Origin of the sequence: Methylomonas albis, assembly GCF_014850955.1 — a bacterium.
Taxonomy (GTDB): domain Bacteria; phylum Pseudomonadota; class Gammaproteobacteria; order Methylococcales; family Methylomonadaceae; genus Methylomonas; species Methylomonas albis.
The window spans coordinates 3,917,210-3,943,077 of record NZ_JACXSS010000001.1 but is presented as its reverse complement, the minus strand read 5'-3'; the positions used below and the strand labels follow the sequence as shown (position 1 = coordinate 3,943,077).

General features: G+C 45.2%; 22 protein-coding genes and 1 pseudogene. 10 read left to right on the top strand and 13 right to left on the bottom strand.

Annotated elements, in window-relative coordinates; all coding sequences use genetic code 11:
• The first annotated feature begins 12 nt into the window (after positions 1–12).
• The 5 genes from EBA_RS18130 to EBA_RS18110 all read left to right on the top strand — a co-directional run bounded on the left by EBA_RS18130 (position 13) and on the right by EBA_RS18110 (position 5,873).
• Entirely contained in the window at positions 13–1,992 is a 1,980-nt protein-coding gene (locus tag EBA_RS18130; RefSeq protein ID WP_192376006.1) for a VanZ family protein, read from the top strand.
• Positions 1,992–2,378, top strand: a complete 387-nt coding sequence (locus EBA_RS18125; RefSeq protein ID WP_192376005.1) for a hypothetical protein — start codon at positions 1,992–1,994, stop codon at positions 2,376–2,378. Before EBA_RS18130 ends, EBA_RS18125 begins: the two co-directional genes overlap by 1 nt.
• Positions 2,379–2,548: 170 nt before the next feature.
• The gene (locus tag EBA_RS18120) at positions 2,549–3,397 is read left to right on the top strand and encodes a hypothetical protein (RefSeq protein ID WP_192376004.1); all 849 of its coding nucleotides are present in this window, start codon (positions 2,549–2,551) and stop codon (positions 3,395–3,397) included.
• Positions 3,398–3,858: 461 nt separating this feature from the next.
• Complete coding sequence (istB, locus tag EBA_RS18115; protein ID WP_192376003.1) at positions 3,859–4,608, top strand: IS21-like element helper ATPase IstB; 750 nt, start codon at positions 3,859–3,861, stop codon at positions 4,606–4,608.
• 527 nt (positions 4,609–5,135) lie between these two features.
• A complete protein-coding gene (locus tag EBA_RS18110) occupies positions 5,136–5,873 on the top strand; it encodes a PEP-CTERM/exosortase system-associated acyltransferase (protein ID WP_192376002.1) in 738 nt (245 codons plus the stop codon).
• 126 nt (positions 5,874–5,999) lie between these two features.
• Here EBA_RS18110 and EBA_RS18105 read toward each other — a convergent pair whose 3' ends face one another.
• The 3 genes and pseudogenes from EBA_RS18105 to EBA_RS18095 form a co-directional block, all read right to left on the bottom strand.
• The gene (locus tag EBA_RS18105; RefSeq protein ID WP_192376001.1) at positions 6,000–6,734 is read right to left on the bottom strand and encodes a PEP-CTERM/exosortase system-associated acyltransferase; all 735 of its coding nucleotides are present in this window, start codon (positions 6,732–6,734) and stop codon (positions 6,000–6,002) included.
• A 171-nt stretch (positions 6,735–6,905) separates the two neighbouring features.
• Positions 6,906–7,193, bottom strand: a pseudogene (locus EBA_RS18100) (transposase); the annotation flags it as partial.
• Between the two features lie 24 nt (positions 7,194–7,217).
• Positions 7,218–8,246: a hypothetical protein gene (locus EBA_RS18095; RefSeq protein ID WP_192376000.1), complete on the bottom strand. Its 1,029-nt coding sequence runs from the start codon at positions 8,244–8,246 to the stop codon at positions 7,218–7,220.
• An 83-nt stretch (positions 8,247–8,329) separates the two neighbouring features.
• On the opposite strand from EBA_RS18095, the gene EBA_RS18090 reads away from it, so the two are divergent.
• Together EBA_RS18090 and EBA_RS18085 are read left to right on the top strand one after the other, a co-directional pair.
• On the top strand, positions 8,330–9,376 hold the full coding sequence (locus EBA_RS18090; RefSeq protein ID WP_192375999.1) for a methyltransferase: 1,047 nt from the start codon (positions 8,330–8,332) through the stop codon (positions 9,374–9,376).
• A gap of 30 nt (positions 9,377–9,406) precedes the next feature.
• A complete protein-coding gene (locus tag EBA_RS18085) occupies positions 9,407–10,258 on the top strand; it encodes a ThiF family adenylyltransferase (protein ID WP_192375998.1) in 852 nt (283 codons plus the stop codon).
• An 83-nt stretch (positions 10,259–10,341) separates the two neighbouring features.
• Here the strand turns inward: EBA_RS18085 and EBA_RS18080 are convergent, their stop codons facing one another.
• The 8 genes from EBA_RS18080 to EBA_RS18045 form a co-directional block, all read right to left on the bottom strand.
• Positions 10,342–11,187: a PEP-CTERM sorting domain-containing protein gene (locus EBA_RS18080; RefSeq protein WP_192375997.1), complete on the bottom strand. Its 846-nt coding sequence runs from the start codon at positions 11,185–11,187 to the stop codon at positions 10,342–10,344.
• Between the two features lie 366 nt (positions 11,188–11,553).
• Positions 11,554–12,675 carry an SDR family oxidoreductase gene (locus tag EBA_RS18075; RefSeq protein ID WP_192375996.1) on the bottom strand — a complete coding sequence of 374 codons (1,122 nt, stop codon included), beginning with the start codon at positions 12,673–12,675 and terminating at the stop codon, positions 11,554–11,556.
• 33 nt (positions 12,676–12,708) lie between these two features.
• Positions 12,709–14,496 carry an AMP-dependent synthetase/ligase gene (locus tag EBA_RS18070; RefSeq protein WP_192375995.1) on the bottom strand — a complete coding sequence of 596 codons (1,788 nt, stop codon included), beginning with the start codon at positions 14,494–14,496 and terminating at the stop codon, positions 12,709–12,711.
• A 16-nt stretch (positions 14,497–14,512) separates the two neighbouring features.
• A complete protein-coding gene (locus EBA_RS18065; RefSeq protein ID WP_192375994.1) occupies positions 14,513–15,580 on the bottom strand; it encodes an adenine nucleotide alpha hydrolase family protein in 1,068 nt (355 codons plus the stop codon).
• A gap of 172 nt (positions 15,581–15,752) precedes the next feature.
• Positions 15,753–17,141 carry a TIGR03013 family XrtA/PEP-CTERM system glycosyltransferase gene (locus EBA_RS18060; protein WP_192375993.1) on the bottom strand — a complete coding sequence of 463 codons (1,389 nt, stop codon included), beginning with the start codon at positions 17,139–17,141 and terminating at the stop codon, positions 15,753–15,755.
• Between the two features lie 31 nt (positions 17,142–17,172).
• Positions 17,173–17,949 carry a S1 family peptidase gene (locus EBA_RS18055; protein WP_192375992.1) on the bottom strand — a complete coding sequence of 259 codons (777 nt, stop codon included), beginning with the start codon at positions 17,947–17,949 and terminating at the stop codon, positions 17,173–17,175.
• A gap of 325 nt (positions 17,950–18,274) precedes the next feature.
• The gene (locus EBA_RS18050) at positions 18,275–19,000 is read right to left on the bottom strand and encodes a UDP-2,3-diacylglucosamine diphosphatase (RefSeq protein WP_192375991.1); all 726 of its coding nucleotides are present in this window, start codon (positions 18,998–19,000) and stop codon (positions 18,275–18,277) included.
• 48 nt (positions 19,001–19,048) lie between these two features.
• Positions 19,049–19,630 carry a peptidylprolyl isomerase gene (locus EBA_RS18045; RefSeq protein WP_192375990.1) on the bottom strand — a complete coding sequence of 194 codons (582 nt, stop codon included), beginning with the start codon at positions 19,628–19,630 and terminating at the stop codon, positions 19,049–19,051.
• A gap of 114 nt (positions 19,631–19,744) precedes the next feature.
• Between EBA_RS18045 and cysS the strand changes: the two genes are divergently transcribed.
• Together cysS and fchA are read left to right on the top strand one after the other, a co-directional pair.
• A complete protein-coding gene (gene cysS, locus EBA_RS18040; protein ID WP_192375989.1) occupies positions 19,745–21,118 on the top strand; it encodes a cysteine--tRNA ligase in 1,374 nt (457 codons plus the stop codon).
• Positions 21,119–21,128: 10 nt separating this feature from the next.
• A complete protein-coding gene (gene fchA, locus EBA_RS18035) occupies positions 21,129–21,758 on the top strand; it encodes a methenyltetrahydrofolate cyclohydrolase (protein WP_192375988.1) in 630 nt (209 codons plus the stop codon).
• A gap of 91 nt (positions 21,759–21,849) precedes the next feature.
• Here the strand turns inward: fchA and nifA are convergent, their stop codons facing one another.
• The gene (nifA, locus tag EBA_RS18030; protein WP_192375987.1) at positions 21,850–23,376 is read right to left on the bottom strand and encodes a nif-specific transcriptional activator NifA; all 1,527 of its coding nucleotides are present in this window, start codon (positions 23,374–23,376) and stop codon (positions 21,850–21,852) included.
• The gene (gene nifL, locus EBA_RS18025) at positions 23,369–25,006 is read right to left on the bottom strand and encodes a nitrogen fixation negative regulator NifL (protein ID WP_192375986.1); all 1,638 of its coding nucleotides are present in this window, start codon (positions 25,004–25,006) and stop codon (positions 23,369–23,371) included. Before nifL ends, nifA begins: the two co-directional genes overlap by 8 nt.
• Positions 25,007–25,281: 275 nt before the next feature.
• Between nifL and rsxA the strand changes: the two genes are divergently transcribed.
• A complete protein-coding gene (rsxA, locus tag EBA_RS18020; RefSeq protein ID WP_026147191.1) occupies positions 25,282–25,863 on the top strand; it encodes an electron transport complex subunit RsxA in 582 nt (193 codons plus the stop codon).
• Positions 25,864–25,868 lie beyond the last annotated feature (5 nt).

Genomic DNA, 25,868 nt, shown 5'->3' with positions numbered 1-25,868 from the left:
AGTTTTTATTTTGTGAAAAATAAGTTATTAATTTCTTGTGTTATTTATACCGTTTTTGTTGTTTACGGTAGCTTGGTGCCGTGGCAATTTAACAGTTTGTCTCTGAGTGACGCTTGGTATCGTTTTCAAAATATTCAATATTACAACCAAGGTATTTCATCAAAATCTGATTGGGCAACTAATATTCTGCTATTTATACCGCTAGCTTTTCTTTGGCTAAGTGCTATTTCTTTTGAACAACAGTTGGTTGGAAGATGTTTGTCGTCAATTTTAGTGTTAATAGCCAGTTTTTTGCTCTGCTCCACTATCGAGTTTACCCAATTATTTTTCCCCCCAAGAACCGCATCGCTAAACGACATAGTTGCTGAAAGTATAGGGGCCGTTATAGGTGTTCTTGCTTGGTGGATTTTTGGTAGGAAATTTATCATTTGGCTGGAAGCTTGGCAAATAAATAAAACCAGGTCAATTTCGTATTTGCAAATCTATTTAGGTGGCATGTTCTTTTACAATGTGATGCCGCTGGATTTAAGCTTAAGCCCTATTGAGTTTTATCATAAATGGCACGAAGGACGCGTTATTCTGTGGCCTTTTTCCGGCCTGAAGGGCGATATTTTCAGAGATGTTTATGACTGCTTGTCGGATATTGTGTTGTGGCTTCCAGTTCCATGGTTGTGGCATAAATTCAAGATATTGAGTAATAGAGAGTTATTGTTAAGGGTTTTTCTATCCGCAGGAGTAATTGAGTTTTTTCAATTATTTGTGTATAGCAGAGTTACTGATGTTACCGATATATTTTTGGCGTTTGTTGGCGGTCTAATTGGTGTGCGACTTATGGCTATAAGTTCTAGTGGATTTGCTGTGGGTGGTAAAAATAGTAATTTGAAAGGCTATCAAAGCTCCAATATTTTATATCCATATATAATTTTTTTATTTTGGGCTGTAGTTGTCTATTGCGTTTTTTTATATCCTTATGATTTTGAATGGAGTTATTCAAGACTTTCAGTATGGAGAGATAAATTTTTTATAGTGCCATTTTATGCATATTATTTTGGTACCGAATATAGGGCTATTACTGAAATTTTTCACAAGGTGTTATTCTTTATCCCTTTTGGAGTGATATGTGGCTATGTTCTCTGGTCTGGCAGTAAAAATAGCCCCAAAACCGTTATTGCTCTCGCTCCAATAGTCATCACAGCGATAGGTGTTGAGTTTGGGCAATTATTTTTGCCGAACAAAAATGTTGATGTTACAGACGTAATTTTGGAGGTTTTAGGTGGCTACCTTGGTTATGCTGTAACGAGGCATCTAAACATTGCTAGATCTTCGTTCAATGAGTCAAATTATAATGCGAAAAACGATGCTGTTGTTGTAGGTTCAAGACTTAAGGCTATTTCTCCCAAAGATTCAGGTCCAAAGTTTCTTTTGCAGAGCGACACTAATTGGAGTGTCAGGTTTTTGCCAACGGTAGGGGCTGTATTTTTGATTTTTGGATCGTTTTTGTTTATCAGTAGCTCTGAATCCGTGCCTTACAATGTAAGAGAATTATTTGCGAAAGAATACCCTGCGATCAGTGCGTTGGGTTTGACTGTATTGATTTATTGGGTCTTTGCATACCCGCTGCTCGCATTGTTTAATATGCTGAAAAAAGAAAAATTTGACGTTTTTTGTTGTGTTCAGTTTTTGGCAATGCACTCGTTGGTTGCCTGGATATTGTTAAGAGCTATTGTTCCGCTAGAAAGCATACATGATATTTTAGGCTCACCAATATTGAGTATTCCTGCTGAACTAGAGTTGGTGTTACGGTTTCTGGCTTTATTTGGTATTTACTCATTAATTATGCTGGCTGCTACTCATACTGCACTTATTTTTGTGGTTTCGTCTCGGATATTGGTTAGGCTGTTTGTTATGCATGTTTTTTGGTCGTCCTTGTTATTACCTCTTGGTTATTGGGGGTGGTGGTCGAAGCTGCGACCGATAATCTTACTGAGTTAATGGTAAATAACGGTTATTCGCTCTCGGTAGTTTGCTTGGGCATTTACTTTTTTTTGGTTGGCTGGCTTGGGTCGTCAATTTCTCTTTTAACGACTTTAAAAGACGTTCGTCGAGTAATTGTCGTCGCTTTTTTGTTCATGATTTCTTTTCCATTGGGTTATCTATTATGCGACTGGGGCTCTGAACAGTTTATTGTTAAATATGACGCAGTGTTTTCTGCTATGCAGTTTTTGTTAAGTGCTGATAGAAGTCATTTAATTTCTGGCGATGATTTAAGAATGCGTTTTTTCATAATGCATTTCGGGTTGTTGTTGTTGATTTTTATGACTCAAGCTCCTGTTTATATGGCATTCAGTAGCTCAGTTAATCAAAAAACCCCTAACTAGAGCTTATTTGAAAATTTACTATAAAGTATATATTCTCGAATATGCAGGTTTATTTTTTCGATAACTTTGATGCAAATTTTTAGTTTTTTATAACGGTTATAAATCAGTACGTATTTAGCGAATGGGCGGTTTGTGTGATAGTTAGAAATTTACGATTCGCAGTGATAAGCATGTTTTTTCTCGGTATTTTGGCGGATGAATCCTTCGCAGCAGAGATTCAGTCTGTGCCGATTTATGACAATAGCGAGCAGAAAGATGAAAAAAAGAAGCATCAATTAACCAAGGATATCGCCAAAGATTCTTTAGATGCTGTTGCAATTAAAAAAGATATAAATAAAATCCTCGGGCAAGAGTTGAATTCAGAAAACTCGATGGTTAATGTCGCTCCGCACGAGTCAATCGTCGAAATTCCTTCTATTTCGCACGCTATATTGCGCGAGCGGGAATATATGAATAGGCCTGCTCAGATCTCTATGGGCGCTCAAGAGTTCTTTTACGCCATTCCCGGGGTGAATACAGAAAAATACGATTATTCTGAAGATGTGTTCTCGTATAAAAACTTACTCGACGAAGTTCTAAATGGATTGAGCGACGAGGCCTATAGTAAGTTAGTTTGGACATACTATGATCTTAAAGACTTTGACGATAGCATCTATGCCAATATGGTTAGCTATGATTTACGAGGCACAGATATATTGGGAAGGTTGCAACGATTTATTGGAGTCGATGAGCAGGTTAGTGCCATGATGGTTTTTGGAAATAGTATTGGAGCAATGGAAGGGACAAACGGAGTAGTGAGCGGCCACGGTAGAGATTCGAATAAAAGTGCTAACTCTAAAGTGGTCCTAGATTTTTCTCAACGTAGTTTTGCTAAAAAAGAAGAAATTGATATCAGTCGGTTTGAGTATATTCTTAAGCATTTAACTATTAAAAATATTATCTATAGCCTCTTGAGTCTCATGGGAGCTGGTATGGTTTGGCGTATGTTTAGATTTTTCATTAGGCAAGATCTTAGTTGATTAGTTTTGTTACATGAATCGGTGCTTAGTCTGACTGGGTAGGCATAGCAAATTACTCCTCATAATGAAGGTATTGACACTTACAAGGAAATCGACATTCTGGATGTCTGAAGAAAGATTTAACAACATCCGGGAGCTTCTGTAACCGATGCCTGGTGGATTGAACGAATTTCTTTAATTTGATTTTATTTTCCGGCGCTGAAAATCTTGGAAACGGAGCGATAGCGAAGTGAAGATTTTTAGTCCCCGATAGCCGTAGCGCTGGGCGGGTTTTCGCAGCGAAGCGGAGAAAACCTGCAAGGCATCGCGACACGGCGTCAAGTCATGCGAGAGCCGATGTTTCGACCCCCTGTTGGGTCGAAACGAGGTGACGCGGACGAATCGGGGCCGCCGAAGGCATAAACTGCCAGCAAATTTTTCGCGCTGAAATCGGATGGGACCCATTTCAGCTTTACCGAAAAATGCTGGCGCTCTTGGCATCTGTTCGGGATGGCTGTTGCCTGGAGCGAATACCCACAGGGCACAAGTGGCAAGCCGAATATGGGCTTCAGCAAAAAACCGTCATGCCGGAAGTCTGGTTGGATCGCTTGATTGCCACGGAGCAAGCGGATCGCCAGGTACGCAGCTTGAATTATCAATTCAAAGCGGCGCGCTTTCCCATTCATCGTGACTTGATGAATTTTGATTGGGTAGAAACACCGTTACCCAAAGCCAGAATCGAACAGCTGGCGACGGCTGGCTTCATGGATCAAGCCTACAACCTCATATTAGTCGGCGGTACTGGCACCGGCAAAACCCATCTGGCGCCAGCCTTGGGCGTGGCGGCCATTCACCAAGACAAGCGAATACGCTTCTATAACGCTGTCGATCTTGTCAATCAATTGGATAAAGAAAAACAGCAGGGCAAAGCCGGTAATCTCGCCAAGCAACTGACCACTATGGATGCCGTCATTCTGGATGAATTAGGTTATCTACCACCCTTTCCAGCATCCGGTGGGGCCTTGCTATTCCACCTGATCAGCCAGCTCTATGAAAAAACATCCTTGATCATCACCACCAATCTCAATTTCGGCGAATGCGTTCAGGTATTCGGCGATGCCAAGATGACCGCCGCACTGTTAGATCGTATTACCCACCACTGCGATATTTTGGAAACCGGCAATGATTGCTATCGATTTAAAAAACGGAGAAAGGCGGTAGAAAACCCATAACCCGTCGCTGTAACTGGAAACTTTTCGACGATCTTTCCCGAATGGTTTTGGAAAGTTTTCTAAGTCTTTTGACGTTTTGGCCGCCTCTTACAAAGTTCTCAACCTATTGGAGTGCCCATTCCTATTAGACACGCTGCGTGTGTGCCTACTGCTGAGAATTCTTTGCGTTGATAGGTGGGTGAGAAAAAATTAATCTAATCCTCATCTGATCTTAATCAAAATAGCCGGCTGTCTTTAATTTTGTATTTGTAAACTCGGTACGGTCTTTCGTGGCTTATTAATACAGTCTGGCGAATTGATGTGTTTATAAAAGACGTCCGCCTTTTTACATGTGTAGATGCAACGCTGAGTTGACGCGAAATGTGTGCTGTCCAAATTGAAAATGAACGATCAGGCCTGTTTCCGGGCTTTGCCGAGAAACAGGCCAGCAGTGTTGGGAGGCTAGGCCAAGCTTGTTTAGCGCCCAGGAATTCGTGCGCGAACTGGATTTGTGCGTGATTTGATTCATTAAATTACGGAGTTTTATCTTGATTTCTGACAAGCAAACCTTTGATAGTTGTTTTGAGGTTTTTTTGGCTGACACGCCTGAAAGCAAACAACTTCACTACAATCTCAGATACCAGGTCTATTGCGAAGAGCGGGGTTTTGAAGACAAAGACAAGTTTCCGCAGCAAATGGAATTAGATAAATGGGATGATAATTCCGTCCATTTTTTAGTTAGACACATCAAATCCGGGTATTGGTTGGGTGGTCTGAGGCTTGTCTTTCCAATAAATTCTTTACTTCCTTTTGAAGAATGGAGCGAGCCGTATCAAAAAATTTGCCCGAAAGATCGGAATGTTTCGGTTGAAATGTCCAGATTATGCATAATCAAAGAAGCTAAAAGGTTTGCCTCCATGCGTTTTGCGCCACCTAATTTGCAAGGCGCAGAAAATGGAAATGTGAGAAGCCTTTATGATTTCAAAAACCAGAATCGAAGTCTTATGTGGGGGCTTATTCGTGCAGCTTGTCTGTATTCAGCCGAGCGTAATATTGTAGATTGGTATTTTGTGGTAGCGCCTGCGTTAGCGTCGATTCTCGGCAAAGGAGGGCTTGATCTGGCGCGAATTGGTGATTCGTGTGAACATCGGGGGCTTCGAATCCCTTATCGATTGACTGTCGATAATGTTCTCGGCAATCCGTTGTGGGCAATGGATTATAAAAGGGGGTTTCGACGGTATTCAGACTTGATAGAGGTGCCAGCCAGCAGGCTTCAACGAGCTTGACTTAGCAGGTCTGAATTAGTTCGTAGATTCCCGGATAGCATTTTCAAAATGCTATCCGGGAATCTACGAACTTGGTTTTGTATCTATTAGCGCAAAAAACTCTATTACTATGGGGTCTTTTGAATATCAATTGAATGATTGCAAATACTGACCGCGAAACGTCAGCATTTCTAACAGCTCTGGATTTTTTTTTGCTACTCCTTCGAGGAGATCGCTCACTTTGATGATGCCGGGTTGACGTTTGCCATGGTAGTCGGTTAGTGGGCCAATGTGGATAAAATGAATGCCGAGTGTCGACAAAAAGCGCAGTAACGCTGGCTCCATTACTGCATACCAATAATCAATGCCATGCTCGGCACTAATTTTCACTAAACAAGCAATTAATGCAATAGTGATGTGCGGAAATGTTCTGCGTTCGTCTTCGCTATAATAAGCATCAGTGTCCGGACTTATACCGGTTAAAGTGCCTGATTCTTTTTTCCTTCGTTTAAAATCTTTGGAAACACAAAATCTTGAAACTTCGCCTAGGGCCATCCGGGGGATGCCTTTAAAGGCTTCAGGAATTTGGATTTGACTGTGCAGTTCAATCGGAAACAAGCGCTCGGGATTTTTTTTGTTTGGTAGAATTAGGCGTGTTGTTGCCGCGTAAGTATCGAATCGTTTATGGCGAATCAGATAGTGGATGGAGCTATCATCGAAATCATCGTACTCGGCTTCATCTTGATGATTTGCAGGATCTTCAAATCCGGTTTCTATGCAATAGACTTGATAGCGTAACTTATAAACTTCCTTCTTTAAGTCATCTGAAATTGCCGGTAACATTTCAAAATATTCATCGAAAGCATCAATAATGGTGGGCATAGGCAACCTCGGTTAAGATAACTTAATTAGAGTATAAATGAAATAATTGGTGGGAAAGAGTCAGATATACTGTTCTCTTGGAAGTTGAATATCTCCAGGCGTAAATTTTGATCCAAATTGTCACATTATTTCCCAATTATTTTTCGAAGGAGCCTAGGGGCTGTTGCCGTTTTACATGGGTAACCAAATGAAAGCGCAGGCCAAAGCGACGACACTTTCAAAATTGCGTTTCAATTTGTCATATCGCGTCGCGATGGCTCTGAAATGTTTCAGTCGCGCAAATACATTTTCAACGAGGTGGCGATACTTGTAGAGGCACCAGTCCGTTTCGTCATTCCCAATGGTTGAGTTCTGTTTTCTAGGAATGATAGGCACACTCCCTTTGTCTCGAATTTGAATACGTAAAGACTCACTGTCATAGCCTTTATCAGCAATCATGTGGGCAGCCAAAGGGAGTTTATCAGCCCAAAACGGCAACAGCCTCTAGTTAAAGCTAATTTTTTTGCGCAAAGACATTTTTGGCTGTTGTTTGCAATATCCAACTCTCAATAAAATGTATAGAAAACTATCCTTAAGTAATGGTTGTAAATTAGCTTCTAAATTCGCAATTTTACCGGTCAAATTATGTGGTATTTTTTGTCGCTTAAAGCGGTATAACTGGTCTGATATAACAAAATAAGGCTGAACGCTTAATCCCCCAGCATTCAGGGTAATCCAGATTCTCTCCATAAGTCGGCCTGAAGAAATAATTGTGTCTATGTCCAGTGTGCCAGTAATACCTATCAATGCTGCTGAGTCTTTAATTTTGGCACTCTCAAGTTTTGCAATTAGTTTATGCATGCCAATTTTATTTAAAATATTCATTCGTTCCCAGGTTTGTGTAGCTTTTAAAAATATTTTTCCAATTAATGGAAGTCCAAGCGTCGCAACATCAAGTCCTTCGTTTGAGGATACTTCGTTGTTGGTAAATTTAAGGCTTTGACCAAACCATTCATGTATGTCAGGAGTCTGAAACCGAACTTCCGATGCTGTCTTTATCCATTCCGCCCATTGTTTAAATGATTCGGCATCCTCAATAATCAGAATTTGATCTTTCGAATTTGAAATATTTTTGATTTTAGTCAATATATCCTTTGATATCGGCCTTTTTTCGAAAGGCAACCGATTCGTATGCCTCTTAAATAGCGGATGTTCATTGGCATTGTCAGGAAGCGCTAAATGGTGTTGCGCAACATGAAAAGTGGCGCACAACCCTGTTTTTAGGTCTACATAGTTATCATAAGTTATCTCGATCCCAATCCAATTGGCGGCCTCTAACACGTTTTCAATTACTGCGCCAATTGCTAACAATATAGCTGGGTGCTCGACGTCGAAGCAGCTTGGCTTAATTTTGCCTAAATCGATAAATAATTTGAGGCTTCGATCGTGTCGTGCAAAAATCCAGGGCTGGGAATTGTCAGCTGAGGGTGCTCTCTGTCCAGCATTTGCTAAATATTCGAAGACTTCTAACATGCTATACCGCCCGGATGACAAATTAAAGATCCATAGTCTACAATTAAAAACGAAACTTATCACGCTTGAAAGGGGGCTTCCCAATGACAAAAACAGAATGTTCAAATGAACTTGACCTTGATTCGCTATTATTAATCGCCGCAGGACATACGGCCTTTCAATTATTGTGGGCAGGCATCGAGTTGGGTCTATATGATTATTTATCACAAAATCCGGGAAGCAGCTTCGATGGCATTGCAAAGGTGCTTGAGCTACAACCGCAACCCACAAGAGTGTTGTTAACGGGGTTAACCGCATTGCGCATCATAAAAAAACAGGGAAATCAATACAGCAATTCAAGCATTGCAGAGCAAAAACTTGTCAGTGATAGCTCGGATTCGTTTGCTTTAGTCATGGGTTGGCAGCGTTATATCGTCTACGAAGGATTGCTTGATTTTGTTGAGTCACTTAGAAAAAACGACAATGTCGGTCTGAGGCGCTTTCCTGGTCAAGGTGATAGGCTTTACCAGCGACTCGTTAACGATCCTTTCAAGGAGAGGGTTTTTCAGGATGCGATGAGTTCTTTGTCGAGTCAAGCTAATGTGTCGTTGTTAAATCTGGTGGAGCTCGAAAATATCCATCATTTAGTCGATGCCGGTGGCGGAGACGGTACGAATGGAATTTTGTTGTGTAAAAATTACCCGAATATGAGAGTCAGTGTTTTTGATTCTGAGTCGGTATGTCAAATTGCTCGGCAACATATTGAAGAGCAAGGGCTAGCTGCAAGAATAAACACATGGCCGGGTAATTTTCTGAGTGACCCATTTCCGACGGGTATCGATGCAATTTTGTACTCGCACATTTTAACTATTTGGTCCCCAGAAACTAATATTGCATTATTGAAGCGTACCTACGCTGCTCTCCCTGAGGGTGGTATTGTGGTCATTTTTAATATGATGGGTAATGATAACGATGATGGTCCGATCAGTACGGCTCTGGGCTCTCCCTATTTTCAAGCTATTGCCACGGGTGATGGAATGCTCTATTCGTGGTCCGATTACGAAGCTTGGCTTAAAGAAGTCGGTTTCTCGAGCACAAAAAGACTTGAAGGCCTGCCGCTCGATCATGGTATTTTGATTGGAAAGAAATAGATTACTGTAGTAAACGAATGGACAAAGCCGATGACAAACTTTGATTATGATACAGCCTTCCTTCGAAATAAGGGGTTTATTAGTCTTGATGAGCAAAAAAAACTTAAAGCGTCTCGAGTAGCTATTGCGGGGCTCGGGGGGACTGGAAGTGCTCAGGTGGCAGCGCTTAGTCGGCTTGGAATAGGCAGTTTTAATCTTGCTGATATTGATGAGTATGAGTTGAAAAACTTTAACCGCCAATATGGTGCGACTATGGAGACTATTGGCAAAAAGAAAACACTAGTCGCTCAGCAAATAGTCCACAATATTAACCCTGATGCCGATGTAAAAATTTTCAACACTGGAGTTCAGCAGGATACGATTGAACAGTTTCTTGAAGACGTTGATATCGTGGTTGACTCCCTGGATTTTTATTGTTTTAAAGAACGTTTCCTGCTTTATGCGGCCGCGCGAAGCAAAGGTTTGTGGGTTTTGACCGCGCCACCATTGGGTTTTGGTTTTACGTTGCTGTGTTTCAATCCCCGTGGAATGCGTTTTGAAGACTATTTCAATTTTCGCCCTACCGACAGCGAGTTTGATCTGTCGGTGTCGTTAATTGCTGGAATTGCCCCGAAGGCTTACATGTTCAAATATCTTAATCGTTCCGGTCTTGATATCGACAATCATCAATTACCTTCTGTCGCGCCTGCGCCGTTCATGATTGCCGGCGTCATTGCGACAAATGTTTGCAATATTCTTTTGGGTAAGACTGTACAGCTTGCTGTGCCAACGGTGGTGCAGTACGATGCTTTGCTTCAAGTGTATAAGAAGCACCGTTTTCCATTTGGCATGAAAGGCCCTTTTCAGCGAATCAAAAAAATGATTTTGCGATCAAGATTATAGTTGTTTATGGCAAAAAAGCCATTCAGCTTAAAAACTGAATGGCTCATTAGTTATATTGGAATTTAAATATGGCGCGTGGTATTTTAAGCTTTAAGCTTACGACCGTTTAAGCCAAAAGCTAATATTCCCATGCCTAACAATGCTATTGAAGTCGGTTCGGGAACAGTAACCGTGCCTCTAAGGTCCATACTGCCGCTTGCAAAAAAAGAGCCGGTGCTGCTTTGGCTATTGAAGCTGGATCCAAGAGCGATATCTTGACCACTTGGCTGGGTGTTGGTATCGAATAATGAGTTAGCTAGTGCAGATCCAAAAATATCTAAAAAGCCATTACCAACGCCGCTGCCAATATTAAATAAGTCTCCTGCAAGGATGGTTGATTGTAGTGTGATTGCAGTACCTAGGCCACCGGCGCAGTTGTCAGCAGCTACGCAAAGTTTTGATGTGGCCCCGACTGTGCTCAGCCAAAGGTTTCCTGCTGTAGCTGATGCCACCGCATTCGGGTCAGCTGGGAATAGACTTGGATTAAAAGTTCCTGCTGCTTGCGAGTAGAAATTTGCCCAGCCGCCGCTGAACAAGATATTGATAGCGGAACCAATAGTGTTTATTGCTTCTACTTTAAATCCACCAAATTGCATGCTCAATTCCATTGAATTCTGGCCATTCGACCAAACTGTTTGTCCTCCTGATGTTTTTAGTGCGTCAACAATGCCAATACCCCCGAGTTCCTGACCAACAGCTGAGATAGCAGTCGTATAATTTGTGCCGGGCACACCAGTGACCTGGCCTTCATAAAGAGTACCAATGTCTAAATAACCACCGACTGCAGTAGTAATGCCATCAATTGTAGTGACTGAAGCGGCAGAGGCTGCTCCCGAAATTGCAAGCGCCCCTGTTAATATTCCTGCTAATTGTGTTTTAGTAAGTTTCATGACGTATCTCTCAAAAAAAGTAGTGAAATAAATTATTGCATGGTCAGGATAAGAGTGTTTATCATCACTCAAGCTAACACAAATTATTGAAGGCAAAAAAAATGCCATTTATGTATTTTTCATGCTAATCAGTTGGTTGTATATGTTGCGTTGTGTTTCATAACTTTATTGAACTATTGAGTGTAAAAAAAGCTGACAAGCATTGGGCGGCATTTTTTTTGTTTTACGCATCACTGAATCGCCCCAGATTTCTTGGAGGTTCTCACTTTTGAGAGAACGGAGCAATGAAAGAGAAAACTACTCAGCATTATTCCGCCGTCTGTTACGAGAATATTCTACTTTTAGGCAATGCTGTTTTTAGGGGGATTACCTTTGAATCCGTCGATATTCAGTTAACACAGTAGCGAGATAGTCAAGAGGGCTAGGTGGGTGACAACTATACGTCTGATTCGTTAGCGAATTATCGAAACCGTTTTCGTCAGCTAAATAATCGAGAAAAAATGGAAAGGCCCGCACTGCGCGCTGCAGTTTGTCGGAGAACCAGGGTGCGACGAAATTCAACACAGCGTTAAATAAACTGATTGGCAGGTGAATGACCACAGGTACTTTGAATCCCTGTGATCTAAACATATGTCGGACAATTGTTTGTAATTCGGCCAACTGGATAGATTGAGTCGGCCCGGAGCAAAGGTGGAAAATTTCCCCCGCGGTATCTTGTTGCAGCGAACTCCACTGTATTACGCTCGCGACGTAATCTACCGGTATCGTATCTAATTTAGCGTTGCCAAGATTAGGCAACAGACCGTAAGTTCGACGTCCTGCCAAAAATTCACAGATATGATAAAAAATCTGATGATGAATAATTTTGCCTGTTTTTGAATCGCCTACCACCATGCTCGGCCTATGCACGGTAATCGGTAAATGGTGCTGCTCAATTTGGTCTCGCAGATAGATTTCGGCTTCGGCCTTGGATTGTTCGTAAGTGTTATGAAATTCCCTGGGTTTAGTAATCCACGTTTCCGGCAAAATACCCGGCATTTTTCCACCGACGCCAACTGTGCTGACGTATTCGATTTTTTGCAAGTTGCCAGATTGCTTACAAGCTAACGCAAGTTCGACAATGTTTTTGGCGGCACCGAGCGCGTGTTGTCTCGCTATCTCCAGCGGCAAATTCATTTTTACTACGCCGGCGCAATGAATAATATGCGTGCATTGTTGCGCGATCTTGGCATACGGCTCGTTAGCTAGAGCGAATTGGTTTTGATCGGTATCGCCAAGTAAGGGGAAGATTCGTTTGCGCGCATCCAATGCCAGGGGCTCAGCCATTTCCCAAAAGTCGAATAGCTCTTCTAGCCGTTTCATTAAATGCTCGGAAGACTTTCCGCGTATTAATAGCCAAATTTGACTGTCAGGTTCTTCGAGTAAGAGTGGAATCAGTGCGCTGCCGATTGCACCGGTGGCTCCAGTGACGAAATATCTTTTTGCCATTAAAACACCCTATGTAAGTGTAGTGATCGTGCTCTAACCTTGCGGACATTGAAGCTTGATTAACACAATGTCCGGGCTAATCATTAGAGGTTGGCTGTGAATCGCGGATTGAGGGTCTGCTAATGCTTCGTAGAGACTATTTATCCACTGCTCATAATTCTGTTGGATTTTTTTACGCCTTAGTTTTAGGTTGCCTGTCAGCTCCAGGTGCTCAATAGAGAACGCCTTGAAACTCAAAATTGCACCTGCCGGCCTTTTGTATTCAGGTAAATCCCGCAAATATTTTGGCAAATCCATAGCCAATCCCTGAGAATAGCTTACGGCGTCGGAATCATCGGCAGGCCGAGAGTTTACGATGGTAGTTAGGGCAACTAAAAATTTTCGGCTTTCTCCAAAAATTACGGCCTGCTCTATCCTAGGGTCGTTCTGAAGGAGGCTCTCGATTTCAACGGGCGCTATTTTTCTACCAGTTGATGTTTTAAAAACCTCGGATTTGCGTCCGGTTAGGCTTATAAACCCTTTCGCATCGATTTTCGCGTAGTCTCCAGTCTGAAGGTGTTTTGATATATCGAGACTTCGTTCGGTTTGCTGGTCGCCAAGGTAGCCTTCAAAAGCGCCGGGTCCTTTCACCAATAATTCCCCATCTTCCGCCAGTGTTACAATATTGCTCGGTAAAGCTTTGCCGACTGTGCCGAATCGATACTCTGAAAATCGATTGGCGGCTATCGGCACTACGTTTTCACTTAGGCCATAAGCCTCTAAAATCAAGAGTCCCATGGCTTGGTAACGCTTTAACAGCCATAGGGGTATGGCTGCAGAGCCACTCACCATGTAACGTAGATTTTTGCCAAAAAGGGCGGTAAATGATTTAAAAATTTGGCGATTGGCTGTCCTGAAGAACGAGCCGACAATCGTTTGACTTTCCCCCCTTTTTAGGCAATAGCGAAGACATTGAGCAATGAACCGAGGTTGTTGGTTTAATTTAGCTTCAAATCCTTGATAAAGCTTTTCGTAAAAACGTGGTACAGCTACAAAAATATGCGGATTGATTATTGGCAGGTATTCGATGATTTTTTGTGGCTGTTCCACGAAGTACACTTCGGCTTGGCCAGCTAATGCGCATAAGTTCACAATGCGTTGAAAAAGATTGGAAAGAGGCAGCCAACAAACTAAATGACACGGCTGATGACTTACTTCTGGATACGTCAACAACAGCGCATTTATAGCGGCAATAATTTGATCGTGCCGATAGGCGATACCTTTTGGTATCCCCGTGGTGCCTGAAGTGAAGATAATGGTAGCAACATCCGAAGGCTGAAGAATATCTGGTTGCGGAGTGTCGTTGAGTGTGCCGTTTGTTGTGTTGGGAGTGCTTATAAATTTGAGTGTATTTGCCTGATTCTCAGTTGGAGCACAATTAAACGCAATAATAGTTTCGAATTGGCTTAGGTTGTTAAACTTATGCCAATATTCAACGCGGTCTATCACCAGGATTTTAATATTTGCAATTTTTACTATAGTGCTTAATTGCTCTGGATTGTCGTTAGGATCGATGCCGACCACAATCCCGCCTAATGATAAAATGGCATGATGTATCGATTCCCAATAGTGCGAGGTGGTGGCCATAATCGCTACGGCTTGGTTTTTTTCTACGCCAAGAGCTTTCAATTTCCAGGATAAATCCAGCACTTCCCGATAAAACTCTAAATTACTTACCGGGCGCCAGGTGCCCTCAGTATCGTGAAACCAATGCGCCAGGTCATCCGGATTTTCGTGCGCTTTGAGTTTTAATAAACCGGGAAGCGTCTTATATCTACTCATACAGTTTCCTTTTCAGTCATACAGGCGGGTCGTAAACTCCTTTAGGCTGGGTGATAGCCAGTTCGTGCTCGGACATTTCCAACCAATTTAGACTACTTCTTGCATCCTTACCCAACAAGACCTTGTTTTTGATCATAAAGTCGACTAGCGGGATCAAAATTTTCCATTCTTTAATATTGGCTTTACCCTCGCGAATTAAAGCGGCGAACTCTGGTAAATACGGATTGTAGCCAAAGTGCTTCAAGTCGGAATACATTAGCAACCAATTGATTGGGTAGTTGCTGAAAATAGGGCTGGCGTGTTTATTTGACTTAACCAAGCCCAATTCGACGACTTTTCGCATCACCTCTTCTTGGTTATATTTCCAGGCATGATAAGGGGCTAAATAGCGTGGAAATTCGGTGCCTTTGGGATAATTATTAGGATTGAAGAAGCGCGACAATTCTTGTTCATCGAATTCGCCGCACGTTTTCAATGCCGGCGGTGTCCAGTCAACTTCGCAAATTAGTTTTCTGGAGAATTCGTAAAGCATTCTTTCCGGCTCAGGTTGCCCAGGCGAGTATCCTGCCAGAATTAACGGTATATTCTTTTGGAGGGCGAGTTTGATCGCATCGCCTTCAAATAAGGGGGCATAGACATACGATACTGTATAGACCGCGCCTCTCGGTTCTTGATTTTTTAAGAGGTAACGAAAAGCCTTTTGGTAGAACTTATCCGACGGGCGATATACCAAGTGGTCGATATCCAGTTTGCTGAGTGTGCGTCGGATATTATCCCAGGCAATGGCGGGAATATTAATATCCGTGGTAAATGCCAGGACTTTTAGGCCGTATTCGACTTTTAATTTGTAGACCAAATAAAGGCTATCCTTACCGCCGCTAACCGGCACTAGGCAGTCATATTCCGCTTGATTCCTGCACTCTCGCAGCGCCTTTTCCAGGTCAAGCTCTCGCTCTTTGCGGCTCTCTTCCTCTCGTATTTGGTCTTGAGGATTGAAATCACGACAAAGATTACAAACGCGATCTGCGTCCAACGTGATATCGGGTACCGCATCGGAAATTAAGCACTGCTTACAGTTGGCCACGTGCACCTCGCTAGATGTTAGTAAATTTGCCAGATCAGAGGTATTCAGCTGGCCTGGGGTCCAGTCAGTTTTTTGATATGTTTCTGTGTTGTCGACGTTTAAAACTGCGACCAGCTATGGAGTTTTAAGGTGTGATGCTCATAGCTGTTTCTGTGCTTGCTAAGGTGCTAAGTTATCTAGCTCCCTTGCCCCACAAAATTACTTCCACGGTGCTAAGCATTATCGTCAAGTCCAGAAACAAACTATAATTTTTGACGTAATACAAATCGAATTGTAGTTTTTGCCGGGTATCGTATTCGCTCGCGCCGTAGGGATAACAGAGCTGCGCCCATCCCGTGATGCCGGGTTTTACCCTATGTCGTTCTTTGTAGTACGGAATGTTCTCTTCGAAACCTTTAACGAATTCGGGTCTTTCCGGGCGCGGGCCGACAAAGCTCATATCGCCTTTTAATACATTTAGCAGTTGTGGTAACTCGTCTATCCGGTATTTACGAATCACTTTACCGACGCGAGTCACGCGATCATCCGTTTGGCTAGCCCACTGCGCGCCATTTTTTTCGGCATCGATACGCATACTGCGAAACTTGATGACATCAAAGGGTATGTCTCGATAGCCGACACGTTTTTGCCGATAAAAAACTGGTGCGCCGAAGCCGCTTTCGATATAGATTGCCAGCGTGGTGATAATCATCAGCCACCAACTTACGGAAAGCAGTAACAAGCTGGCAACAATATCAAAGCTGCGCTTTACGATGGGGCGTAGTCCGCCACTCACAAAGCCATCGGAAAACATCAGCCAGCTCGGGCTTAGTGCCTCCAGAAAAACCAGGCGCTGTTCTCTTTCATAGAAGGTTTGCAAATCCATAATTTGCACGCCGGACATTTTGATGTCCAGCAGTTCTTCCACAGGTAGTTTTTTTCTACGATCATCGACAGCAATAACTATTTCATCGACATTAGCGGCTTCTACAATGTCGGTAAGCCTAATTTTTTCGTTGAGTGCTATCGCATGCGGTACGCTAATCGGTTCATCTTCCAGCGTGATGTAGCCGACGATTTCAAAGCCTTTGTAAATATAGCTGGAGTTGACAACGCTGAGTTCGCCCGCTCTTTGACCACAACCAACCACTAATACTCTGCGTTTTAAATTATCCAGATTGACGAAGCGATAAAACAAATAGCGGGTTAATAGCAAGCCAACAAAAGAAAAGATAATCGCGGAAATCAAGACGCTACGTGCTAGCATCAAGTCTGGAATGATGTAATAGATGAAAGCCAGTATAAAAACCGCGAGGGCAAAGCTGAAACTAATACGTTGTAAAATATTGTATTCTTCTTTGTCCAATGTTTTTCTGTATAAGCCTAAGCCGGAGCAGCTGGCAATTAACGTAATAGAAAAAACCGCAGCAGAAGCTGCAAGCTCGGCTTGGGTATACCAGGATGCCGTATATAAAAACCTTAAGCCTGCTCCACAATACATCGCTAGATAAAACACTAGCGATTCCGCCATGAGCAGCCAAAGATAGGCAGTGGAAATGTAATGTCGAAAAATTCTTATCATATAAGGTTACCGCTTAACTCCTGAATAATAACTATTTGACGATATTCTGGTCTAGAAGCGTCTTGATATGTTCTGCGGGTATTGCGTAGGTGATACCGCTGGGATTGGATATTGCATTTTCTTTACTGCCCTGTACAAAGACCTTGTTAATGATACCTATAACTTTTCCGGAATTGGTGTCGTACAAGGGGCTGCCGCTGTTGCCGGGATAGGCGGTAGCGTCTAATTGGAACACATCGAAAGGGGTTTGTAGCCGTTTCAGCATGTTGACATTCAACTGTCGAGTAGCGATTGCCGGTATCGCGTTGGGTGAAATCGCCGCAATAATGCTGCGGTGAGTGACTGGATACAAGCCTAGCACCATGCCTATCGGATAGCCGGTAAATGCATATTGTTCGCCCTCCCGTACTCTCAATGAGTCACCGATTTCGAGTGCTGGTAATGCTCCCCCATCTACCCTTAACAGTGCTAGATCGTGGTCGTCGTCTGTCACGGCCAGTTCGGCAATTTGCATTTGCTCTTTGTGCTCATGCCTATAAAACACGGCATAACGCTCGAGGTGTTCATCGTCTAGTTTTTTTGCCGTCACGTGAGCGTTGGTGATCACTTTTCTGCCATCGGCAACAGCGAATCCAGTGCCCAAGAAAACCGCGCGCGGGTTCCGTGTCGGCATGTAGGTGCCGATGGCTACAATTCCGGGCTTGATGCGAGCAAGAATGTCGGGGAGGTTAACTTCATCGGCATGGCTTGTGGCGATGGTGGATAATCCGATCAATAGCGCCAAGAGATAAAGTGTTTGGTTTTTCATGGCTGGTGGGGTTATGGGGCCTTAATAGGCACAACTCGGAAAGTTTAGCCTAACTTAGCATGAATGCTGGGGGCATCGTAAATTAACGGTTGTCTATGCATTGGCAATTGCTCGGTATTTGCTTATCTAGGACATTTCGAATGGTAGTTAGTGAGCGAAATTATATACCGAGTGAACTAGTTGGTTTCTATTCTGTCTGCATCAGCGGAGATAGAGATACAATTTCCGGTAGTGTCTGATAGCGATGCGTGGCGTGGTTTGCAATCAAAAATCGCTGATTACCGGGCTCGGTTAAAATGCTACCGGTTTTTTTAGGGCTGTAAGACTAAACCGTTTCTGTTTTAAAGTTGTTGTTTTTCCAGCATAAAATTTCCGCCCCATCTTGTTTCCAATCCGCCAGTACGTAACGTTTTGCCGGCATGCCGTCTAGCGTGAACTCGTGTAGATTTGGCCGATGTGTGTGTCCATGAATCAATGTATGGCAGGTATATTTTCGTAGGGATTCGAACACCGTATCTTGATTGACATCCATAATGTCCAGGGTTTTGCCGCGTTTGTGATAATAACTGCGGAATCGGTACCAACGTGCCGCTATTAGCCGCAACCACAAGGGTTTTGACAGCACATTTCGTTGCCATGCCGTACTGTGCGATTTGATCCGGAATGCTTGATAGGCTAAGTCGTCGCTACACAACAAATCGCCGTGGGTCAGCAAGATCCGCTGTCCGTCCAATTCAATCGGCGCATATTCGTCCAGCAAGCGGATACCGGTTTCCTTACAGAAATCTTGGCCGAGCAGAAAATCGCGGTTGCCCTGCAGCAGAAAAATATCAGTACCGGAGTCGGCAAGTTGTTTGAGCGCTTTTTTGATGGCCGGAATAGGCCGAGTATTGTCGTCGTCGCCAATCCAGGCATCGAACAAATCGCCAAGGATGTAGAGCGATTTTGCTTTGATGGCGCGGTGCTGCAAAAAGCTTAAGAAACGCCGGGTGATCTCCGGTTTTTCCAGCGCCAGATGCAGGTCGGATATGAAGAGTACGTCTTGTTTCACGATTAGCAGCAGCGGTTTCCGCCGGCATGCGGCGGAAACCGCTAATCCTTATTCGATAACTTCGGCTTTCTCGATCACGATGTCGGTTTTAGGTACATCCTGATGCGGACCGCGGTTGGCGGTGGCCTGTTTGGCCATTGCATCTACTACGTCCATGCCTTCGACAACTTCACCGAATACCGCGTAACCCCAGCCGCTGGGGCTTGGGCTGGTGTGGTCCAGAAACGAGTTATCTTTGTAATTGATAAAAAATTGAGCGGTAGCCGAATTCGGATCGTTGGTGCGAGCCATGGCCAAAGTGCCGCGTTTGTTTTTTAGGCCATTGTCAGCTTCGTTCTTGATGGGTGCATTAGTTTCTTTCTGATTAAAAGAGCCATCGAAACCGCCGCCTTGGGCCATAAAGCCTGGGATTACCCGATGAAAAATGGTGCCGGAATAAAACCCCTGTTTCACATAAGCCAGAAAGTTGGCAGCGGAAACCGGCGATTTTTCGTCTTCCAGTTGAATGACGACGTCGCCCAGTGAAGTGGTTAATTTGACTTTGCTATGTGTGTTGGACATTTTATTTTCTGTTGCAAATGAAAGGGTTGAGAATAAAAACAGCATCAGGTAAACCAGTGTGGTGCGCATTAAAAGCTCCATAATCTCGCTGCAAGTGGCGAATTCTATGTGTTTTTATCTTGAAAGAGAAGCTGGAATCTTGATAGATTGCCAGCTGTTTCGCTGCATCCATCTATCATCGTCATGCTGAAAATCTACAACACGCTAACTCGAAGCAAGCAAGAGTTCATTCCTAAACAGCCCGGTAAAGTGGGTATGTATGTCTGTGGCATGACGGTTTACGACTACTGTCATATCGGCCATGCGCGGGTAATGGTGGTCTTCGATACGGTCGCCCGTTATTTGCGGTATGCCGGTTACCAGCTGACCTACGTCAGAAATATTACCGACATCGACGATAAAATCATCCAGCGTGCCAATGAGAACGGCGAGGCATTTGCCGCGTTGACCGAGCGTTTTATCGATGCCATGCACGAAGACGAGCGCGCTTTGGCGGTGTTGCCGCCGGATGTGGAGCCAAAGGCCACTCAATCCATCGCCGACATCATCACTATGATTTCGACCCTAATCGCGCGAGATTTTGCCTATGTCGGCGGTAATGGTGACGTGTTTTATGCGGTGAGCCGGTTTGCCGGCTACGGCAAACTGTCCGGTAAAAATATTGAAGACTTGCAGGCGGGTGAGCGGGTCGATGTCGATACCGCCAAACGCGATCCGCTGGATTTTGTGCTGTGGAAAATGGCCAAGCCCGGCGAGCCTTATTGGGATTCACCGTGGGGGCAGGGTAGGCCGGGTTGGCATATCGAATGTTCGGCGATGTCCACTTGCTGCCTGGGTACTCATTTTGACATTCACGGCGGCGGCATGGATTTACAGTTTCCGCATCACGAAAACGAAATTGCCCAATCGGAAGGCGCAACCGGTGAGCCCTTCGTCAATTACTGGATGCATAACGGCTTCGTGCGCGTCAACGAAGAAAAAATGTCCAAATCCTTGGGCAATTTCTTCACGGTCCGAGAGGTGTTAAAGCAATACCGGCCGGAAGTGATTCGATTCTTTATTTTGTCCAGCCACTATCGCAGTCCGCTCAATTATTCTGACGAGCAACTCGACGATGCCGGCGCGGCGCTGACTCGTCTATACACCGCTCTGCGATGTGTCGAGATTGTCGATTCTATGATTGACGCCGAATATCGGCAGCGATTTGAACAGGCGATGGACGATGATTTCAATACGCCGGTGGCATTGGCAGTGTTGTTCGATCTGGCGCGTGAGTTAAACAAGGCCGATGATAAAACCCTGCTTGCCGCGACATTGAAGCAGTTGGCAGCGATTTTGGGTCTGTTGCAAGAGTCTCCCGATAGTTTTCTGCAGGGCAGAGTGGGGGCTGACGGTCTTAACGAAACGCAAATAGAGCAATTGATTTACGACCGAAAAGCCGCGAAAGCGAACAAAGACTGGGCGCAAGCCGATACTATTCGCGATCAATTAAAAGCGCAAGGTGTCGTGCTGGAAGATGTTGCTGGCGGTAACACTATTTGGCGTCGCGAAAATTAAGGGGCTGACAATGAGCGAAATCAAAGATAAATCGGTAGAGACATTTCTGGACGAATTGGCAAGCAAGCAAGCCACCCCAGGCGGCGGCAGTGCGGCGGCGGTGATGGGCGCGCAAGCGGCAGCCCTGATCAGCATGGTCTGTAATCTGACCATAGGCAAACCCAAATACGCGGCTGTGGAAGCGAAAATGCATGCGTTGCTAACCGAATCCGAAGCCTTGCGCCACGCCTTGATCGGTATGATCAAAGCCGATGTCGATGTGTTTGACAAATTGATGGCTTGTTATGGCCTACCTAAAAGCAGTGACGTAGAGAAAACCTTGCGTGCCGAGCAAATCCAAACCGTACTGAGAGAGGCTACCTTAGTACCACTGGAATGCGCGAAAGCCTGCGTCAAGGCTATCGAATTGAGTCGGGTGGCTGCCGAACACGGCAATCTAGGTGTGATCAGCGATGCCGGCGTAGCGGTGATGGCGGGCTATGCCGGCTTAAAAAGCGCGGCCCTAAATGTGCAAATCAACGCCGCGAGTTTGAAGGACCGGCCGTTTGCCGAAGCCCAGCTCGGCGAGTTGGATGCTTTATTGCAAGCTGGCGAACAGGTTGCTGAGCAGATTTACCGGATAGTCAGGGATAAGCTGTAAAGCGTCCTTGGTAAAACTAAGGCCGCATTGTGAGTGGGCACGTTAAGTCGCCCACACTAAACCCTCTGCAATTAACCTGAACGGCGCTTTTCTATATCTGCTTAACGTTGATATTAAGCGTCTGAATCCGATAAGCAATCTGCCTAGGCGTCATGTCCAGCAAACGGGCGGCTTTGGCTTGCACCCAACCGCTTTGCTCCAAAGCGGCGATCACACGCTCCCGTTCGTCCATGTTCTCGTCGTGCAGATCGATGTGTTTGATCGATTGCGGGGTTCGGCTGATGCCTATTTCGTTTTCCAGACCGGTACTGGCAATCACGTCGCGGTCGATAATGCCTTCCTGGCTCATAATTGCGGCGCGTTCCAGGCGGTTTTCCAGTTCGCGGACGTTGCCTGGCCAGTCGTGTTTCATCAAAATCCGAATCGCGCTTTCCTTGAGTTCCAAAGGCCGGCCACCCTGTTGGCGGGAAATTCGGTTAAGTAGAAAGCTGGCCAGTTCCGGAATGTCTTCGATACGTTCCCGTAGTGGCGGCATATTGATGGGCATCACATTCAAGCGGTAATACAAATCCTCGCGAAAATTGCCTTCGGCTACTTCCTGTTCCAGATTGCGGTTGGTGGCGGCGATGATGCGGACGTTCACTTTTAAGGTGCGGACACCGCCGACGCGCTCGAATTCGCCTTCTTGCAGCACGCGCAACAATTTGGCCTGAAAAGACGCGGAAATCTCGCCGATTTCGTCGAGAAACAGCGTGCCGTTGTCCGCCAGTTCGAAACGGCCCTTGCGCTGACCGATCGCGCCGCTGAATGCGCCCTTCTCATGGCCGAACAATTCCGATTCCAATAAGGTGTCGGGCAATGCGGCGCAGTTTAGTTTAAGAAACGGGCCGTTGGCGCAAGCCGAATTAAAGTGTATCGAGCTGGCGACCACTTCCTTACCGGTGCCGGATTCGCCGCGAATCAACACCGTAGTATGCCATTTGGCTACCTGGCGGATGATGTCGAATACTTTTAGCATCGGCTCGGAATGACCGATGATATTTTCGAAGCGGTAGTTTTTGACCAGTGTTTGTTTTAAATAGTCACGTTCGCTGACCAACTCGTTTTGTTTGCGTTCCATCACCCGCAGCATGTTCACGCTTTGGGCAATCAGGTTGGCGACCATTTCCATGAAACGGGCGCGTTCGCCCAAAAATGTCGAAGTAGAGGGTTGCGCGGCCAAAATGCCGACTACTTCACCTTGCTCGATGGCTAGCGGGGAGCCGATAAACGGCAAATCCGGGTTATATACCCCTAAACGGCTGAGGAAGCGCGGTTCATCGGCGATGCGCTCCACGACGATGGTGCTACCTTCGTCAAGGATGGCGCCAACCAGGCCTTCGCCCGGTTGGTAGCGCACCGAGCGGTCTATACCGTCACCGTAGATCTCGCAAATGCTCATACTGTCGTCATCGACGTCGCGGAGAGTGATCATGCCGAAATGCAGGCCGTTACGCTTGTGCAAAATCTCCAGGATGCCCTTGAGTTTGGTACGTAAGTCATGTGTGCTATTCAGTAATTGACTGACCAGAAACAGGGTATCCAGCTCGGATTCAACCAGTAATAAACGATCACTCATGGATGTTCACCATGGCTAGGTTTTTTTGGCAGGGAAAGCGGATTTTAAAGCTGCAGCCGTTTTTATATTGCGGGTCGATTTCTATCATGCCGTTATGCTGATTGACGATTTCCTTACTCATGACCAGTCCCATGCCGGCCTGAACACCAGCCGTGCTTTGATTAGTGGTAAAAAACGGTTCGAACACCTTACTCCGTTGATTGGCGGCAATTCCTGGGCCGGAATCCGCTACGGACACGCAAACCCAGTCATGCTCGATAGTCGTGCTGATTTTGATGACGCGTTCCTGGCTGCTGGCTCTGTTCATCGCATTCACGGCATTGTCGATCAATTGCTTGAACAACATGCGTAGCTTGTTCTCGGAGCCCAGAATATTCGGCAGCACCGGGTTTGGCAGCCAATCCACCACGATGCCGTTGGCCAGAAATTTGGTGCTATAGAGCAGCATGACTTCGTGCAGCAGCTGATTCAAATTCACTGGCACCACCGCCGACTCCGGGATTTCCGGCACGCAGCGTTGCAAAGTCGCAAGTGTTTCTTCACCCATTTTTTGCACTTGGCCCAATAAGTCGCGTATCGGACTATTGCTGGCATCGTTGCGTTGAGTCATGATCTGGATCGCCGCGTGGATTTGGTTTAAGGGCTGGCGAATCTGATGCATCGCGCCCAGCAATGTTTCGCGGATACTGCGGATATGTTCTTCTTCGGCCAGCATCGTCCGCAAGGTCTGAGTCTGCAGTTTTTCCTGTTGCCGGCGCAGTGGGCTAATGTCGTTAATGGTCAACAACAAATAATCCTTGGTTTGTCTGGCGAAGAAGCTGTCGGCGCAGACGTCGTTTTCGATGAACCAGTTGCCGGAGCAGGAAAACCAGCGTGTGCCTTTAAGCCCCGCGCTTTCAATCCGTACCTCGCGATTGGTAAAACCTCGTTGCCGGTCAATGTTTTCACCCCACAAGTCGCCCATGTCTTGTTCCAGAGCCTCAAGGAAGAATATGGCGGGTTCCTTTTTGTCCAACTCGCTGATCAGCATCTTGTACATCTGATTGTCGAGCACGACTCGTTTGTCGGAGTCCAGGACGACCATAGCCACCGGTGAAGCGTTTAGTACTGATTCAATCAATTGTTTTTGGTTGTTAACCTGTTGTTCCGCGTAATGCGCCTGGGTGACATCGCGGTGCATACCTATGTAATGACTGATGGCGCCGCGGTCGTCGAACATTGGCGCGATGGTTAGATCGGCTAAGTAACGTTGGCCCATTTTTTGTCGATTGACCAGTTGGCCGTGCCAAACCTGTTTGCGGGAAATGGTGTGCCACAAATCGTAATAGATTTGTCTAGGCGTGGACTTATCGGATAGTGCAGATTCGTTCTGACCTAGAATTTCAGCGGCAGTGTAGCCGGTCACATCAGTGAAGGCTTGGTTGATATAGAGGATATTGGCTTTTTTATCAGTAATAGAAATGGCCACCGGCGCCTGTTCCACGGCCTTAACAAACAAAGAGAATGATAGCGTTTTAGAGGTTTTGCCGCTTTTTGGCAATTGCCCGTTAACGTTGAGGGCTGGCGATAGTATATCGGCCGTTTCAATCTCAATCTGGCCTTGCAGGTAGTCAGGGGTGGATTTGGTCATGGCAAATGGTTCTCGCGTGTTTTTCTGGGCTTAAGTTGGAAAAAATACATGCAATTAAAGAGCCAAATGCGTTTCGGCCAAGCTGCTGTCGGTAAATCCAGGTAATTTGTATGGTTTACGACAAATTTTAGCGGACTTGTTCCGGCTCTGTGTTTTTTAGGACAGAGATGTGGGGGGTGAATCATTTGGATTTGCACTGAAATGGGGAGTTGCAGGGTTTTTACAACATTGGCATAAATGATGCTGACTTGTTACAAAACACCGGGTCTAAAACGATGAGCGAATACTTACTTCTGATATTGGGTACGGCCTTGGTCAACAATGTCGTGTTGGTCAAGTTCTTAGGCTTATGCCCGTTCATGGGGGTCTCCAACAAGCTGGATACTGCACTGGGGATGGGGCTGGCGACAACGTTCGTATTAACCCTGGCTTCTGCGGCCAGCTGGGTGCTGGAGCATCGCTTATTGATACCGTTTGATATAGGGTTTTTGCGAGTGCTGGGATTCATTCTTGTGATCGCCGCAGTAGTGCAGTTTACCGAGATGGTGATACACAAAACCAGTCCGGTCATGTACCAAGTTTTGGGGATTTTTTTACCGCTGATTACGACTAATTGCGCGGTTTTGGGTGTGGCGCTGCTAAACATCCAAGAGAAATACAATTTCGTGCAAAGCCTGCTGTTTGGCTTTGGTTCGGCAATGGGTTTTACCCTGGTGATGGTGCTCTTCGCCGGTCTACGTGAACGCTTAGCGCTCATGGCAGTGCCGGCGCTTTTTTCCGGCACCCCCATCGCTTTTATTACTGCTGGCATTCTGTCGCTGGCGTTTATGGGATTCGCGGGGCTTTACAGCAAATAAGAGGC